Origin of the sequence: Streptomyces sp. NBC_00442, from assembly GCF_036014195.1 — a bacterium.
Taxonomy (GTDB): domain Bacteria; phylum Actinomycetota; class Actinomycetes; order Streptomycetales; family Streptomycetaceae; genus Streptomyces.
In genome coordinates this window covers 1016945-1032184 of record NZ_CP107918.1, presented here as the reverse complement: position 1 = coordinate 1032184, position 15240 = coordinate 1016945, and the positions used below count along the sequence as shown (strand labels likewise).

12 protein-coding genes are annotated in these 15240 nt (G+C 72.7%); 11 read left to right on the top strand and 1 reads right to left on the bottom strand.

Going from position 1 to position 15240, the window contains the following annotated elements; translation table 11 throughout:
• Positions 1-2: 2 nt before the first annotated feature.
• From OG432_RS04730 to metF, 10 genes are read left to right on the top strand one after another with little or no spacing between them, the layout of a single operon-like run.
• Positions 3-965, top strand: coding sequence for a bifunctional transcriptional activator/DNA repair enzyme AdaA (locus OG432_RS04730; RefSeq protein WP_328308017.1), 963 nt, complete (start codon positions 3-5; stop codon positions 963-965).
• Positions 966-978: 13 nt separating this feature from the next.
• Positions 979-2718 carry a class I adenylate-forming enzyme family protein gene (locus OG432_RS04725; protein ID WP_328308015.1) on the top strand — a complete coding sequence of 580 codons (1740 nt, stop codon included), beginning with the start codon at positions 979-981 and terminating at the stop codon, positions 2716-2718.
• A 56-nt stretch (positions 2719-2774) separates the two neighbouring features.
• On the top strand, positions 2775-3806 hold the full coding sequence (locus OG432_RS04720; protein WP_328308013.1) for a methyltransferase: 1032 nt from the start codon (positions 2775-2777) through the stop codon (positions 3804-3806).
• On the top strand, positions 3803-5641 hold the full coding sequence (locus OG432_RS04715; RefSeq protein WP_328308011.1) for an FAD-dependent monooxygenase: 1839 nt from the start codon (positions 3803-3805) through the stop codon (positions 5639-5641). The genes OG432_RS04720 and OG432_RS04715 overlap by 4 nt, the downstream gene beginning before the upstream one ends.
• A complete protein-coding gene (locus OG432_RS04710) occupies positions 5642-7327 on the top strand; it encodes an FAD-dependent oxidoreductase (RefSeq protein ID WP_328308009.1) in 1686 nt (561 codons plus the stop codon).
• Positions 7324-9309 carry an FAD/NAD(P)-binding protein gene (locus OG432_RS04705; RefSeq protein ID WP_328308007.1) on the top strand — a complete coding sequence of 662 codons (1986 nt, stop codon included), beginning with the start codon at positions 7324-7326 and terminating at the stop codon, positions 9307-9309. Before OG432_RS04710 ends, OG432_RS04705 begins: the two co-directional genes overlap by 4 nt.
• Positions 9306-10733, top strand: coding sequence for a lyase family protein (locus tag OG432_RS04700; protein WP_328308005.1), 1428 nt, complete (start codon positions 9306-9308; stop codon positions 10731-10733). The genes OG432_RS04705 and OG432_RS04700 overlap by 4 nt, the downstream gene beginning before the upstream one ends.
• 14 nt (positions 10734-10747) lie before the next feature.
• Positions 10748-11968 carry a methionine adenosyltransferase gene (metK, locus tag OG432_RS04695; protein ID WP_328308003.1) on the top strand — a complete coding sequence of 407 codons (1221 nt, stop codon included), beginning with the start codon at positions 10748-10750 and terminating at the stop codon, positions 11966-11968.
• A gap of 38 nt (positions 11969-12006) precedes the next feature.
• A complete protein-coding gene (locus OG432_RS04690) occupies positions 12007-12987 on the top strand; it encodes a carbohydrate kinase family protein (protein ID WP_328308001.1) in 981 nt (326 codons plus the stop codon).
• Positions 12984-13898 carry a methylenetetrahydrofolate reductase [NAD(P)H] gene (gene metF, locus OG432_RS04685; RefSeq protein WP_328307999.1) on the top strand — a complete coding sequence of 305 codons (915 nt, stop codon included), beginning with the start codon at positions 12984-12986 and terminating at the stop codon, positions 13896-13898. The genes OG432_RS04690 and metF overlap by 4 nt, the downstream gene beginning before the upstream one ends.
• Positions 13899-13913: 15 nt before the next feature.
• On the opposite strand, the gene OG432_RS04680 is transcribed toward metF, so the two are convergent.
• Entirely contained in the window at positions 13914-14561 is a 648-nt protein-coding gene (locus tag OG432_RS04680; RefSeq protein WP_328307997.1) for a DNA-3-methyladenine glycosylase I, read from the bottom strand.
• Between the two features lie 166 nt (positions 14562-14727).
• On the opposite strand from OG432_RS04680, the gene OG432_RS04675 reads away from it, so the two are divergent.
• Complete coding sequence (locus OG432_RS04675; protein WP_328307995.1) at positions 14728-15159, top strand: nuclear transport factor 2 family protein; 432 nt, start codon at positions 14728-14730, stop codon at positions 15157-15159.
• Positions 15160-15240 lie beyond the last annotated feature (81 nt).

Genomic DNA, 15240 nt, shown 5'->3' with positions numbered 1-15240 from the left:
CGATGCCGGGACGCGCGGCCGCCGCGTCGGCGCCCGCGGTGCCGGCCGGGCGCCCGCCCCCGATCCGCGCGGCCCGGGGACGCGAACTCCGCCCGCCCCCACGGTCCGTGGAGGACGACGCCCGATGGCGCGCGGTGCTCGACCGGGACAGCCGGGCCGACAGTTCCTTCTGCTACGGGGTGCTGACGACCGGCACGTACAGCAGACCCTCCTGCGGCTCGCGCCCGCCGCACCGCGGCCACCTCGTCTTCTTTCCCGACGGGGCCGCCGCGGAGCGGGCCGGGTTCAGGCCCTGCCGGCGCTGTCGCCCCGACGGTTCGGCCCACGCGGCCCGCACCGCCGCCGTGATCCGCTCGTGCCGGGCGATGGAGGCGCCCGGCACGCCCCCGCCGCTCGCGGAGCTGGCGGCGGGGGCCGGGTTCAGCCGGTTCCACTTCCACCGGGTGTTCGTCACCGCCACCGGGGTGACACCCAAGGCGTACGCGGACGCCTGCCGGGCGGAACGGCTCCGGCTGGCCCTGCCGCGGACCCGCACCATCACCGACGCCATCTACCAGGCCGGCTTCAACACCAACGGCAACTTCTACGCACGGGCACAGAGCCTCCTCGGGATGACACCCACCGTCTTCAAGAACCGGGGGCGCGGCGTCCGCATCCACTACGCCACCACGGACAGCCCCCTGGGGCGCCTGCTGGTGGGAGCGAGCGGCAGAGGCGTTTGTTCCCTCCTCATCGGCCGCGACACGGACACCGTCGTACGGCGGCTGCGCGAAGCCTTCACCGAAGCCCAACTGTCCCGCGCGTCACCGGAGTTGAGTGAGCGCCTCACGGCCACCCTCGGCCGGGCCGCGCCCCTCGCCGTGCCGCACGCCGTCCCGCGCGATATCCGGGCCACGGCGCTCGCGGAGTGGCTGCGCACGGCACTGAACGAGGCATGGGACCAGACACATTCTGCCGAAGGATGAGAGACACACACCGATGCATATATTCGGGACCCACCGCTCCGTCGCCCAGCGTCTGAGCCTGACCGCCAACCGCAGGCTCGGCGCCGGAAACTTCTTCTGGCACGCATGGCGCAACGCGACCGACCGCGACCGGCCGATCCTCTTCCACCCGGATGTGACATCGCCCGGCTGGGACGAGACACAGACCCCGGGCGTCTCGCTCAACGACCTGCGCATCACGGCCATCCGGTACGCCCACTGGCACCGCACGCACGGCGTGCTGCCGGGCACCCACGTCGGTGTCCACACCCGCAACGGCCTCTTCGGGCTCCTGCACCACATCGCCATCACCGCCCTGGGAGCGGTGGCCGTGCACTGCAACCCCAACATGGCGAGCGACACGGCCGCCGAGTACTTCCTGCGCACCCGGACCACCGTGCTCGTCGCCGACGAGGACCTCCGCGCGAACTGCGCCGACGCCTGGGCCCGTTCCGGGGCCCCCGAGGCCGGCAGGATCCTCACGCAGGACATCGCCCGCCTCGACCGCGACGCACCGCGCCCCACCGGCCCGATGCCCGGCTTCCCGCACCGCCACCGCGGCGACGACCTGGTGATGATCTCGCACTCCTCCGGGACCACCGGACGGCCCAAGGCCCCCGTCTTCACGCACGATTCCTTCTTCGACGGCAAGCGCGAACGCCTGTGGACCTTCCCGTCGCTGCGCGGCGACCGCATGCTGACGGCCCTGCCGCACAGCCACTCCGCCGGCATCAGCTACCTCACGATGGCGCTGCTCCTCGGCATCCCGACGCTCGTACTGGACGATGCGAAGGGCGAGTCCGTGGTCCGGGCGGTCAACCGGTTCCACCCCACCTTCGTCCTCGGCTTCCCGCTGACGCTCGCCGAGATCGACGTATCCAAGGTCACCCCGTACGCCGCTCAGCACATCCACTCCTGGAACGGCATGGGCGACGCCTCGCACGAACGTCACATCCGGCCGCTGACCGCGCTCGGCATGCGCCACGACGACGGCAAGAAGAAGCCCGGCTCCCGCTACATCGACGGGCTCGGCTCGTCCGAGATGGGGATGGTCCTCTTCCGCCAGGTCTTCACCCCCGACAGCTCCGGGTTCGGCCGGCTCATCGGGCGCCCCGTCAAGGCCGTGCGGCAGGCCGCGGTCCTGGACGAGGACGGAAACGTCCTGCCCGACGGAGAAGCCGGCCGGCTCGGCGTGCGCACGCCGAGCCTCACCCCCGGCTACTGGGACGACCCGACCCTGGGCCGCGACTCCCTGTGCAACGGCTACTTCCTGACCGGGGACGTGGTGCGGCGCGACAGCCAGGGCCTCTGGTACCACCTCGACCGCACGCCCGACGTGATCCACACGGCCGGCGGCCCGGTCTACAGCCTTCCGCTGGAAGAGACCGTCCTGCTCAGGACCCAGGCGCTCGACGCCGCGGTCGTGGCCGTCGCCGACCCCGACCGCCCCGGCGCCTGCCGGCCCGCGGCCGTCGTGCTCTTCGGCGACGGCATCGAGCGCTCCCCGCGCAACCTGCTCGACGGGTGCAACGCCGCACTGACCGCCGCCGGGCTGGCCCCGCTGAGCGCGCTGGTCATCGCCGAGAACCGTGACGCGCTCCCGGTCGGCCCCACCGGCAAGGTGCTCAAGCGCCGGCTGCGCGAACAGCACCGCTCCATCCTCAGCGGGCCCGCGCCCGCGGGGGCGGCCCACGTACGGAGCCGGACCGCCATCGGTTCCGTACCCGCCGAATAGCCCCGCCCGGCGCCGGCACATCGCGCCGGCCTCCTCGACACCGAAAGGCTCGACTCATGCCCGACGGGCACCCCGCACGTCGCGTGGTGGACATCCTCACCGGCGCCTGGCAGGCCCAGGCGCTGTACGCGGCCGCCGCGCTCGACATCCCCGACCACATCGCCGCCGGCCATGACACGGCCGCGGCCCTTGCCCTGGCCGTGGAGGCCGACAAGGACGCCGTCGAACGCCTGATGCGCCTGCTGACGGCGATGGGGCTCTTCACCGGCTCCGCCGACGAGGGCTACCGGCTGACCCCGGTCAGCCAGATCCTGCGCACCGACGACGACCGGTCCATGCGGGACATGGCCGTGATCTACGGCGAGGAGTTCCAGCGGGCCTGGGGCGCCGTCGTACCGGCCGTGCGCACCGGACGCTCCGGCTTCGAGCACGCCTTCGGCGTCGACCTGCGCGGCCACCTCCAGGCGGATCCGGCCGCCGGCGCCAAGTTCCAGCGGGCGATGAACGCGGGCAACGTCTTCTTCTCCGACGTGGTGAAGGCCTACGACTTCTCGGCCTGCCACACCGTCGTCGACGTCGCCGGCGGCAGCGGCATGCTGCTCTCCACCGTCCTCGACGCCCATCCCGCCCTGCACGGCGTGCTGTTCGACCTTCCGCACGTCCTGCCGGTGGCCAGGGAGCACCTGGACCGGGCCGTGGGGGAGGACCGCTACGACGCGGTGGGCGGAGACGCGTTCCACAGCGTTCCGGCCGGAGCCGACGTCTACCTGCTCTCCCGCGTCCTGCAGGACTGGGACGACGACCAGGCGTGCCGCCTGCTGTCCACCCTCCGCGCGGCCATGCCCGACACCGCGCGGCTGCTGATCGTGGAGCGGGTCATCCCCACCGAGGGGAGCGAACTCCTCGCGCTCCTGTGGGACCTGCATCTGCTGATGGCCGCCGGCGGCAGAGAACGCACCCTCGACGGCTACCGCGGCCTGCTCGGCGCCGCCGGGCTGTGCCTGGAGTCCGTGACTCCGCTGGCCCTGGAGACCAGCCTGCTGGTCGCCGCTCCCGTGCGGGAACGCGAATCCGAGGAACTCTCATGAACGCAGCCCCCCGGTCCGGTCCGAGCGACCGTCATGTCCCCGTCCTCGTGGTGGGCGGCGGCGGATCCGGCCTCACCGCGTCCCTGATCCTGTCCGACCTGGGCATCGCCTCGCTGCTCGTCGAGCGCCACCCCACCACGTCGATCCAGCCGAAGGCGCACATCCTCAACGCCCGGACCATGGAGATATTCGGCCACCACGACGTGGCCGACGACATCTATCGCGAGGGCGCCCCGCCGGAGAACTGCGGAGCGATGGTCTGGCTCTCCAGCCTCGGCGGCGAGGAGCCCTACGACCGCAAGGTCCTGTACCGGACCAGCGCCTACGGCGGCGGAGAGGAGGCGGAACGCTACGCCAGGGCATCCGCCTACCGGCACGCCAACCTCGGGCAGCGCTGGCTCGAACCCCTGATCCGCCGCCATGCCGAGAAACGCGGTCCGGGAGAACTCCTCTTCCACCACGAGCTGACGTCCCTGGACGAGGACGAGAGCGGCGTGAGCGCCACCGTCCGCGACCGCACCAGCGGCGACAGCTTCCAGGTGCGGGCCGCGTACGTCATCGCGGCCGACGGCGGCAAGACCGTGGGCCGCATGCGCGACATCCCCATGACCGGCACGCCGACATTCCTCGAATGGATCAACCTCCATGTACGGGCGGACTTCTCGCCGTTCATCCCGTACGACGACGCGGTGGTCAACCGGGTCTCCAGCCTCGCCGAGGACGGGACGCTCGAACACTGCGGCGTGGTGCCGATGGGGCCGCGCAACTGGGGCCGGCACTCCGAGGAGTGGACGCTGATGTTCTCCCGGCCGCCGGGCGACCCGGGCGCGGCCGACGTGGACGACGCGACGACGGTGAAGATGGTGCGCCGCACGCTGAAGCTCCCCGACGACCACCCCATGGAGGTGGAGAGCATCAGCAAGTGGCCGGTGGAAGGACTGGTCGCCGAACGGTTCCGCTCGGGCCGGGTCTTCCTCGTCGGTGACGCCGCCCACCGCCACCCGCCGTCCGGCGCGCTCGGCCTGAACACCGGGATCCAGGACGTGCACAACCTCGCCTGGAAGCTCGCCCGGGTCCTGAACGGCCAGGCCGGCGAGTCGCTGCTCGACAGCTACGAGGCGGAACGCAAGCCGGTGGCACAGCGCGTCGTGGAGCGGGCGCTGTTCTCGCTCTTCAACCAGATCGCCTTCACCGCGGGGACGGGCGTCGTGCCCGGCGCGCGGCCGGAGTGGAACCGCGCCCAGATGACGGCGCTCTTCTCCGACACCCCCGACGGCGACACCAGGCGGGCGGTGCTGCGCGAGTACTTCGACACCAACCGGATCACCACGGCCCACCTGGGCCTCGAAATGGGGTACGACTACGCGGGAGCCGGCTTCGTCGGCGCCGACCGGGCCACCTACCCCAAGCCCGACCCGCTCGGCCTGGTCTACGAGCCGACGTCGAGTCCGGGGGCCCGGCTGCCGCACGCCTGGCTGCGGTGCGGCACCGAGCGCGTCTCCACCCACCACCTGCTGGCACAGCCAGGGGCGTTCCTCCTGCTCGCCGGGGCCAGGGGAGAGGGCTGGCTCACGGCCGCCGCCCGCCTGTCCGCGTCCTACGGCGTTCCCGTCGCCGCGCACGCCGTGGGCGCCGCCGGCGGCCCGGTCGACGAGGAAGGGGAGTGGGCGGGGCTGTGCGGTCACGACCGCGACGGCGCGATCCTGGTGCGCCCGGACGGCTTCGTGGCCATGCGGTGGCTGTCGCGGGTCCACGAACCGGCCCAGGCGCTCGCCGAGGCGCTCCGCAGGTCCCTCGCCCTCGACGGGGACAGCGGCGCGGGGAGGAGGGGTTAGATGAGCGACCACCCGTACACGCCCGTCGCGATCGTGGGCGGCGGACCGGTGGGGCTGCTGCTCGCGCTCTTCCTCGACCGGTACGGCGTGCCGAGCGTCGTCTTCAACGCCGAGGAGAGCTGGCACGGCCGGCCGCGCGGCAACACCCACAACGCCCGCACGATGGAGCACTATCGCCGGCTCGGGATATCCGGCCCCATCCGACGGCTCGGCCTTCCGTGCGAACAGCCCACGGACATCGCCTACTTCACCCGCTACAGCGGCCACGAACTGTCGCGCCTCACCCTGCCCACGGGGACGCAGCGGCTGCGGCAGACGGCCGTCTCTCCCCGTACGGACCAGCTTCCCGAGCCGGTCCACCGGGCCAACCAGAAGTACGTCGAGGAGTTCCTCTACCACCACGCGCGCACCCGGCCCAACATCTCCCTGCGGTTCGGCCGGCGGGTCACGGCGCTGGAACAGAACGCCGAACAGGTGGCGCTGCGCGCGGAGTTCCCCGCGGAGGGGAGCACGCAGGACTGGACGGCGCGCTACGTGGTGGGAAGCGACGGCGGACGCAGTTTCGTGCGCCGCGCCCTCGGCGTCCGCTACGAGGGACCCGGCTCGCTCGACCAGGAGGTGCTCGGGCGCCGGGCGACCGCCGTGCACCTGCGGCTGCCCACCTTCCACCAGGAGGTGTTAACGGGGCGGCGCGCCTGGAGCTACTGGGCGCTGAACAGCGAACTCGTCATGAACCTCATCTCGCTCAACGGCGACGACGAGTTCTTCCTCCTGACCAGTTCGCTCGATCCCGACACCGCGGACACCGAAGCCATCACCTCGCTCGTGCGGCGCGCCGCGGGCAGGGCGCTGCCCGTCGAGGTGCTGAGCCACCGGCCCTGGACGCCGGGGGCCGCCCTGGTCGCGGAGCGCTTCACGAAGGGGAGGGTCTTCCTGGCCGGCGACGCGGCCCATCTGTTCACCCCGAACGGGGGGTTCGGCATGAACACGGGCGTCGACGACGCGGCCAACCTCGCCTGGAAGCTGGCCGCCGTCCTCGACGGCTGGGGCGGGCCGGGCCTCCTGGCCACCTACGAGGGCGAACGCAGGCCGATCGCCCTGCGCAACACCACGGCCGCCCGTGACCTCAACTCCGGACTCGGCGGCATAGACCGGCCGCCGGCGCTCGAAGAGGACACGCGGCAGGGAGCGGCGGCCCGCGAGCGCGTCGGTGCGCTGCTGCGCTGCTACGGGGAACGCACCCACTCCCTCGGCGTGCAGCTCGGGGCCCGCTACGACGGCTCGCCCGTCATCGCACCGGACGGCGAGCCGCCCGCGGACTCCTGGGGCACCTACACGCCCAGCAGCGTCCCCGGCGGCCGGGCCCCGCATCTGTGGCTGGACGACTGGCACGGCCAGGGAAGTTCCCTCTTCGACCGGTTCGGCGCCGGGTTCACCCTGCTGCGGCTGGGGCCCGAGCCCCCCAGCGGCAAGCCGCTCGAAGCCGCCGCCCAGGCGGCGGGCATGCCGCTGACGGTGCTTGACGTCGAGGGCGAGGACGCCCGCGAGCTGTACGAGCGCGACCTCGTACTGATCCGGCCCGACCAGCACGTGGCCTGGCGGGGCGACCAGTTGCCCCCCGATCCGGGAGAGCTCGTGGCACGGGTGACCGGTGCCCGGCGGTCGAAGCCGGGGGAGGCGACATGAGCGGGAGCCGTCTGGAGGTCTGCATCGTCGGCACGGGTCCGCGCGGACTGTCCGTGCTGGAGCGGCTCTGCGCCAACGAACGCGAGAGCGCCACCCACGACACGGTCGTCATCCACCTCGTCGACCCCTATCCGCACGGACCCGGCAAGGTCTGGCGCACCAACCAGTCCGGCCTCCTCCTGATGAACACGGTCGCCTCGCAGGTCACGGTCTTCACCGACACCAGCGTGGACATGGACGGGCCGGTCGAGCCGGGGCCGAGCCTGTACGAGTGGGCCAAGCAGGTCGTGGCGTCCGGCGACCGGGTCGACCACGACGACCGGGTCCACGCCGAGGCCCGCGACCTGGCCCCGGACTCCTATCCCACCCGCGCCTTCTACGGCCACTACCTCGCCCATGCCTACCGGCACGTGGCACGGCGGGCCCCCGCCCACTGCGTCCTGCGGGAGTACGCCACCCGGGCCGTCGCGCTCCGCGACACCACGGGCGTGCGCGAGGGCCCCCAGACCCTGGAACTCGCGGACGGCACAGAGCTGCGTGGTCTCGACGCCGTCGTGCTCGCCCTCGGGCACGTACCGACCCGTCCGGGGAGTCGGGAGGAGGAGTGGGCGCGCGCCGCCGCGGCGCGCGGACTGACGCACGTGCCGCCGGCCAACCCGGCCGACCTCGACCTGTCCCGGGTGACTCCCGGCCAGAGCGTGCTGATCCGCGGGCTCGGCCTGAACTTCTTCGACCAGATGGCCCTGTTGACCCGGGGCAGGGGCGGCTTCTTCGAGCGCCGCGACGGCCGGCTCGTCTACCGCCCGTCGGGCCAGGAACCGAGGATCCTGGCCGGATCACGGCGCGGCATTCCGTATCACGCACGCGGTGAGAACGAGAAGGGCGCGCACGGGCGGTATCTGCCGCGGCTGCTCACCCCCGAGGTCGTCGCCGGCCTGCGCCGACGGGCCGAGGGCGCCGAGCGCGTCCGTTTCGGCACCGACCTGTGGCCCCTGATCGCCAAGGAAGTGGAGTGCGTCTACTACGAGACGCTCCTCGCCGGCCGTGGACGGCGCGCCGCGGCAAAGGAGTTCGCCCGGCGCTATCTGACCGCGCCCGCGGGCGCCCAGGAGCAGCGCCTGCTCGACGAGTTCGGCGTCGAGAGCGCCGACCGGTGGGACTGGGGGGCCATCGCCCGGCCCACCGGCGGGCGACGGTTCGCCGATCGCGCCGCGTTCCGCGCCTGGCTCCTCGACCATCTGGCGCGCGACGTGCGCGAGGCCCGGTCCGGGAACCTGAGCGGACCCCTCAAGACGGCCCTTGACGTACTGCGCGACCTGCGCAACGAGATCCGTCTCGCCGTCGACCACGGCGGCCTGGAAGGCAACTCCTACCGTGACGATCTGCAGGGCTGGTACACACCGCTCAACGCCTTCCTCTCCATCGGGCCACCCGTCTCGCGGGTCGAGGAGCTCCGGGCGCTGATCGAAGCCGGCGTCGTCGACGTCCTCGGCCCCGATCTGCACATCGAGATCGCCACCGGCGCCGACGGGGGCCCCGCCTTCGTCGCCTCGTCGAAGTCCGTCGCCGCCGAGCCCGTCAGCGCCACGGTGCTCATTGAGGCCCGGCTCCCCGAGCCCGACCTCAGGAGGACCAAAGACGCCTTGCTGCGGCAGCTTTTGATGAGTCGTCAGATCACGCCGTACCGGCTCGACGGAGTCCACGGCACCACGTACGAGACGGGCGGCCTGGCCGTCACGGAACGTCCCTATCGCCTCATCGACGGGCGGGGCCGCGCCCACCCCCGCCGCTTCGCCTACGGAGTACCCACGGAATCCGTGCACTGGGTGACGGCGGCCGGGATCCGGCCGGGCGTCAACTCGGTCACGCTCGGGGACTCCGACGCCATCGCACGGGCGGTGCTCGGCCTGAGCCTCGCCCCGGCCCCTGCCTCTTCGGCGGCGGCCGCCCCCGGCCCGGACCTGCTGGAGGTGACGGCATGAGCGAGACGTTCGACGGAGGGCCCGACACGGGCCTGTTGTCACCGGTGAGGGCCGGAACCCCGGTCGAAGAGGCCGTCTGCGACCGCGCGTGGCTCCAGGCGATGCTCGACGCCGAAGCGGCGCTGGCCCGCGCCCAGGCCGGGCTCGGGACGGTCCCGGCGGACGCCGCCCGAGCCATCACCCGCGCCGCCCGCGCCGAGCGGTTCGACCTGCGGGAGCTGGCGCTGGCGGCGCGGGAGACGGCCAACCCCGTCGTCGGGCTCGTGCGCGCCCTCACCGACGCGGTCGCCGCCGAAAGCCCCGCGGCGGCGGAGTACGTCCACCGCGGTTCGACCAGCCAGGACGTCCTGGACACCGGGGCCATGCTGGTGGCCCACCGGGCCATCGGCATGATCCGCGCCGACCTCGCGGAGGTTTCGCGGTCCCTCGCCGGCCTGGCGGAGCGCCACCGGGACACCGTCATGGCGGCCCGCACCCTCTGCCTGCACGCGGTGCCCACCACATTCGGCCTCAAGGCCGCGGGGTGGCGGCAGTTGACCCTGGACGCCGAGGCGCGCCTTGCCGCGACGCAGCGGACGCTGCCCGTCTCGGTCGGCGGCGCCGCGGGCACCCTGGCCGGCTACCTGGAGTACGCGGCCCTCGACGCGCAGGCCTTCGACCCCGCTTCCTACGCGGACCGGCTCGTCGACGCCTTCGCCGCCGAAACCTCGCTGAGCCGTCCGCCGTTGCCCTGGCACGGCCTGCGCACGCCGATCGCCGACCTGGCGGCGGCCCTGGCCATGACGACCGGGGCGCTCGGCAAGATGGCCGCCGACGTGCAGGTCCTGACCAGGACCGAGATCGGGGAGGTCGCCGAACCGGAGGTCGCGGGACGCGGCGCCTCCTCCGCGATGCCGCACAAACGCAATCCGGTGCTCTCCACGCTGATCCGCAGCGCCGCGCTCCAAGTCCCCCTCCTGACCGCCGGGTTGACCCAGGCGCTCGTCACGGAGGACGAACGCTCGGCCGGAGCGTGGCACGCCGAATGGCTCCTGCTGCGGGAAGGTCTGCGGCTGGCCGGCGGAGCCGCGCACACCGCCGTCGAGCTGACGCGCGCTCTCGTGGTCCGCCCCGGCCGGATGCGCGAGAACCTGGAACTGACGGGCAGTCAAATAGTGACCGAGCGCCTCGCGGTGGCCCTCGCGCCCGTCCTCGGCAAGCGCCGGGCCAAGGAACTCCTGGCGGCGGCCTCGGTCACCGCGGACCGCGAGGCGCGGCCCCTCGCCGACGTCCTGCGCACCCTGCCCGAACTGGCCGGACACCTCGACGAGAAGAGGCTCGCGGCCCTGCTCGACCCGGCCGGCTACACCGGCGCCGCACCGGACCTGGTCACCCGCGCCCTGGCGGGCCCGGCCGCCTCCTTGCCTCCCCATCCGCTTCCCTGAGTGAGGAACTCCCCATGTCCATACGCCTGTTCACCTCGGAGTCCGTGACCGAGGGCCACCCCGACAAGATGGCCGACCAGATCAGCGACACCATCCTGGACGCGCTGCTGCTCGACGACCCCGCCTCCCGGGTGGCCGTGGAGACCTTGATCACCACCGGGCAGGTGCACATCGCGGGAGAGGTGACGACGACCGCGTACGCCCCCATCGCCCAGCTGGTCCGGCAGAAGATCCTGGAGATCGGCTACGACTCGTCGGCCAAGGGCTTCGACGGCGCCTCCTGCGGCGTCTCGGTGTCCATCGGCGCCCAGTCCCCGGACATCGCACAGGGCGTCGACACCGCCTACGAGAAGCGGGTCGCAGGACCCGCCGCCGGTGACGACGACGAACTCGACAGGCAGGGCGCCGGCGACCAGGGCCTCATGTTCGGCTACGCCACCGACGAGTCGAGCACCCTGATGCCGCTCCCCATCGACCTGGCCCACCGCCTGTCCCGCAGGCTCTCCGCGGCCCGCCGGGACGGCTCGATCCCGTACCTGCGCCCCGACGGCAAGACCCAGGTCACCATCGAGTACCAGGGGTCGCGCCCGGTGCGCCTGGACACCGTCGTCGTCTCCTCCCAGCACGCGGCCGACGTCAGCCTGGAAGGGCTGCTGATCCCCGACGTCCGCGAGTACGTCGTGGAGCACGTCCTGTCCGAACTCGCCCGCGAGGGAGTCAAGTTGGAGACGGAGGGGCACCGCCTCCTCGTGAACCCGACCGGCCGTTTCGAGATCGGCGGCCCGATGGGTGACGCGGGCCTCACCGGGCGCAAGATCATCATCGACACGTACGGCGGCATGGCCCGCCACGGCGGCGGCGCCTTCTCCGGCAAGGACCCCTCCAAGGTCGACCGCTCGGCCGCGTACGCGATGCGCTGGGTCGCCAAGAACGTGGTGGCCGCGGGCCTGGCCGCGCGCTGCGAGGTCCAAGTGGCGTACGCGATCGGCAAGGCCGAGCCGGTGGGCCTGTTCGTCGAGACGTTCGGCACCAACACGGTGGACAACGAGAAGATCGAGACGGCCATCACCTCGGTCTTCGACCTGCGTCCGGCCGCGATCATCCGCGACCTGGACCTGCTCCGCCCGATCTACGCCCAGACCGCCGCCTACGGCCACTTCGGCCGCGAACTCCCCGACTTCACCTGGGAGCGCACCGACCGCGCCGACGCCCTGCGCGCCGCGGCCGGCGCGTGAGCACACGACCCGGCACCCCACCTCAAGGAGACCCTGACGTGCGCATCGCAGTCACCGGCTCGATCGCCACCGACCACCTGATGGTCTACCCCGGACGCTTCGCCGACCAGCTGATTCCGGACCGGCTCGACCGCGTCTCCCTGTCGTTCCTCGCCGACACCCTGGAGGTGCGCCGCGGCGGAGTGGCCGCCAACATCGCCGTCGGCCTGGCCAGGCTCGGCCTGGCGCCGGTCCTGGTCGGCGCGGCCGGCAAGGACTTCGCGGAGTACGACGCCTGGCTGCAGAACAACGGCGTGGACACCCGGGCGGTGCGCGTGAGCGAGACGCTGCACACGGCCCGCTTCGTGTGCACGACGGACGCGGACCAGAACCAGATCGCCACCTTCTACGCGGGGGCGATGGCCGAGGCGCGGCACATCGACCTGGCCCCGGTCGCCGAACGCGGCGGTGTCACCCTCGCCGTCATCGCCCCCGACGATCCGCGGGCGATGCTGCGCCATGCCGAAACCTGCCGCGCGACGGGGCTGTCCTTCGCCGCCGACCCCTCCCAGCAGCTCGCCCGGCTCGACCGCGCCGAGACCCGCCTCCTCGTGGAGGGATCGCGCCTGTTGTTCACCAACGAGTACGAGGCCGCCCTCCTCAAGGAACGCGCCGGCTGGACCCACGACCAGGTGCTGGACAGGACCGGCACGTGGATCACCACGCTGGGTGCCGGTGGAGTGAGCGTGGCGCGCCGGGACCGGCCCACGCTGCGCGTGGCGGCCGTGCCCACCGACGCGGCGCTCGACCCGACGGGCGTCGGCGACGCGTTCCGCGCCGGGTTCCTCGCCGGTGCAGCCCGCGGCCTCCCCCTGGAGAGCGCCGCCCACCTCGGCTGCGCCCTCGCCACCCTGGTCCTCGAAACGGTGGGCACCCAGGAGTACAAACTGGTGCCCGTGGATCTGCTGCGGCGGATCGGGCGGCACTACGGCGCCCCGGCCAAGGCCCTCGTCGAACCGCTCGTCGGGGACCTCGCGTGACGGCGCCGCCGCGGCCTCCGCGCCACCGGGAGGCGTCCGCGCGACCGACGTTCTCCTTCGAGTTCTTCCCGCCGAAGACGGAGAACGGGGAACGGTCCCTGTGGCGGGCGATCCGTCAAGTCGAGCCGCTGGCACCGGACTTCGTGTCGGTGACCTACGGAGCCGGCGGCTCCTCCCGCAGCCGGACGGTCGCGGTGACCAAACGGATCGCGGCCGAGACGACCCTGCGGCCGGTCGCGCACCTGACCGCCGTCGGACACTCGGTCGCCGAACTCCGCGGCATCATCGGGCAGTACGCGGACGCCGGCGTGCGCGACGTCCTCGCGCTGCGCGGCGACCCTCCGGGAGACCCGAGAGGCGACTGGACCCCCCACCCGGGGGGACTGGCCCACGCGTCCGAACTCGTCGAACTGGTGCGTTCACTGGGCGACTTCACGATCGGAGTCGCCGCCTTCCCGGAACGTCATCCCCGCTCGCCCGACTGGGCCAGCGACATCCGCCACTTCGTCGCCAAGTGCCGGGCCGGCGCGGACTACGCGATCACCCAGATGTTCTTCCGCGTCGAGGACTATCTGCGACTGCGCGACCTGGTGACGGCCGCCGGGTGCGACATCCCGATCATCCCCGAGATCATGCCGGCCACGGACGTCCGCCAGATCCGCCGGTTCGCGGAGCTGAGCAACGCGGCCTTCCCCGAAGACCTCGCGCACCGTCTGGAGGCCGCACGCGACGCCCCGCACGACGCACACCGTGTCGGCGTCGCGCACGCCACCGCCATGGCCCGACGGCTGCTCGCCGAAGGCGCCCCCGGTCTGCACTACATCACCCTCAACCGGTCGAGCGCGGTACGGGAGATCCATCAGAACGTGGTGGGCTCCCGGGCGGGCCGGCTGTCACGCGTCGGCCCGTGAGAAACACCCCGGCCCTCAGACGTGCTCACCCGAACTGCCGCGCCGGTGACATCCGATGAGATGGGTGTCCACCAGACCGATGGCCTCCATCAGGGCGTAGCACGTCGTGGGCCCCACGAAGGAGAAGCCGAGCGAGCGCAGCCGGCGGGCCAGGGCCTCGGAGTCGGGCGTGCGGGTCGGCACGTCGCCGGCCGTCAACGGCGCCGGGGTCCGCCGCGGCTTGTGGGACCAGATCAGCCGGTCGAGGCCGCCCTGCTCGCGCAGGGCGAGCACGGCTCTCGCATTGCCACGGGCCGCCACGATCTTGGCGCGGTTGCGGACGATGCCGGGCTCGTCGAGGAGCCGCTCGATGTCGCCGTCGCCGTACGCCGCCACGGCCACCGGGTCGAATCCGTCGAAGGCGGCGCGGAAGGCGGGCCGCTTCGCCAGGATCGTCAGCCAGCTCAGTCCGGCCTGGAACGCCTCCAGGGTGATGCGCTCGAACAGCTCCCGTTCGCCGTGGACCGGCAGTCCCCACTCGGTGTCGTGGTAGCCCTGGTTGAGCGGATGGGTCACGGCCCACGGGCAGCGCCCGGCGCCGTCCTCGCCGATGACGGCGCGCCGGGCCGCCGCCGCGTCCCGGCCGGCGGCCGCCCGGCCCTGCTGATCGATCGTGCTGGTCATGCGGGCCATGCTGGCGCCCGACGCCCCCACGATCCGGCGGTATTCGGACGTCGTGCTCCCGCGTGACCTGCCGATGCCGCCGCGCAGTTACCCGTCGAGTCGCCCTTCGTTGGTGTCCCTGGTGGTCGGACCGCGACCGCCTCGACCCCGGCAGGAGGCCTTGACCATGATGACGAGTGACGGTGCCCGAGCGGTGCTGGAGCGGTTCTACGCCGCTGAATCGGCGTATGTGGCGGCAGGGGGTCCCGGCCGGGCCGGCTTCGCGGAGATCGCGGCCTGCCTGCACCCGCAGGTGGTGCTCCACCAGGCCCCCGGCCTGCCCTTCACCGGCGAGTGGCGCGGGGCCGAGGGCATGGAACGCTTCATGGGTGTCATGACCGAGCTGTGGCAGTCGGTGGAGTTCCTCGAGCAGCGGCACCTGGTCGACGACGAGCGCATCGTCGTCGTCAACGAAGTACGCTTCGTCGCCCGCGCGTCGGGGCGCAAGCTCGACACCTCCCTCGTGCAGATGATGACCGTGCGATCAGGCCTTCTCTTCGAGATCCGCCCCTATTACTGGGACCCCGCGGCCGTCTCGGAGGTCCTGACCCCGGGGTGAGCCCCGCCGCAGCTCGGTGTCCGTATCCCGCCAGCGCCCCGGCTCGCGTGCGCGCAGGGTTGAAGGATGACGACTGGTGAG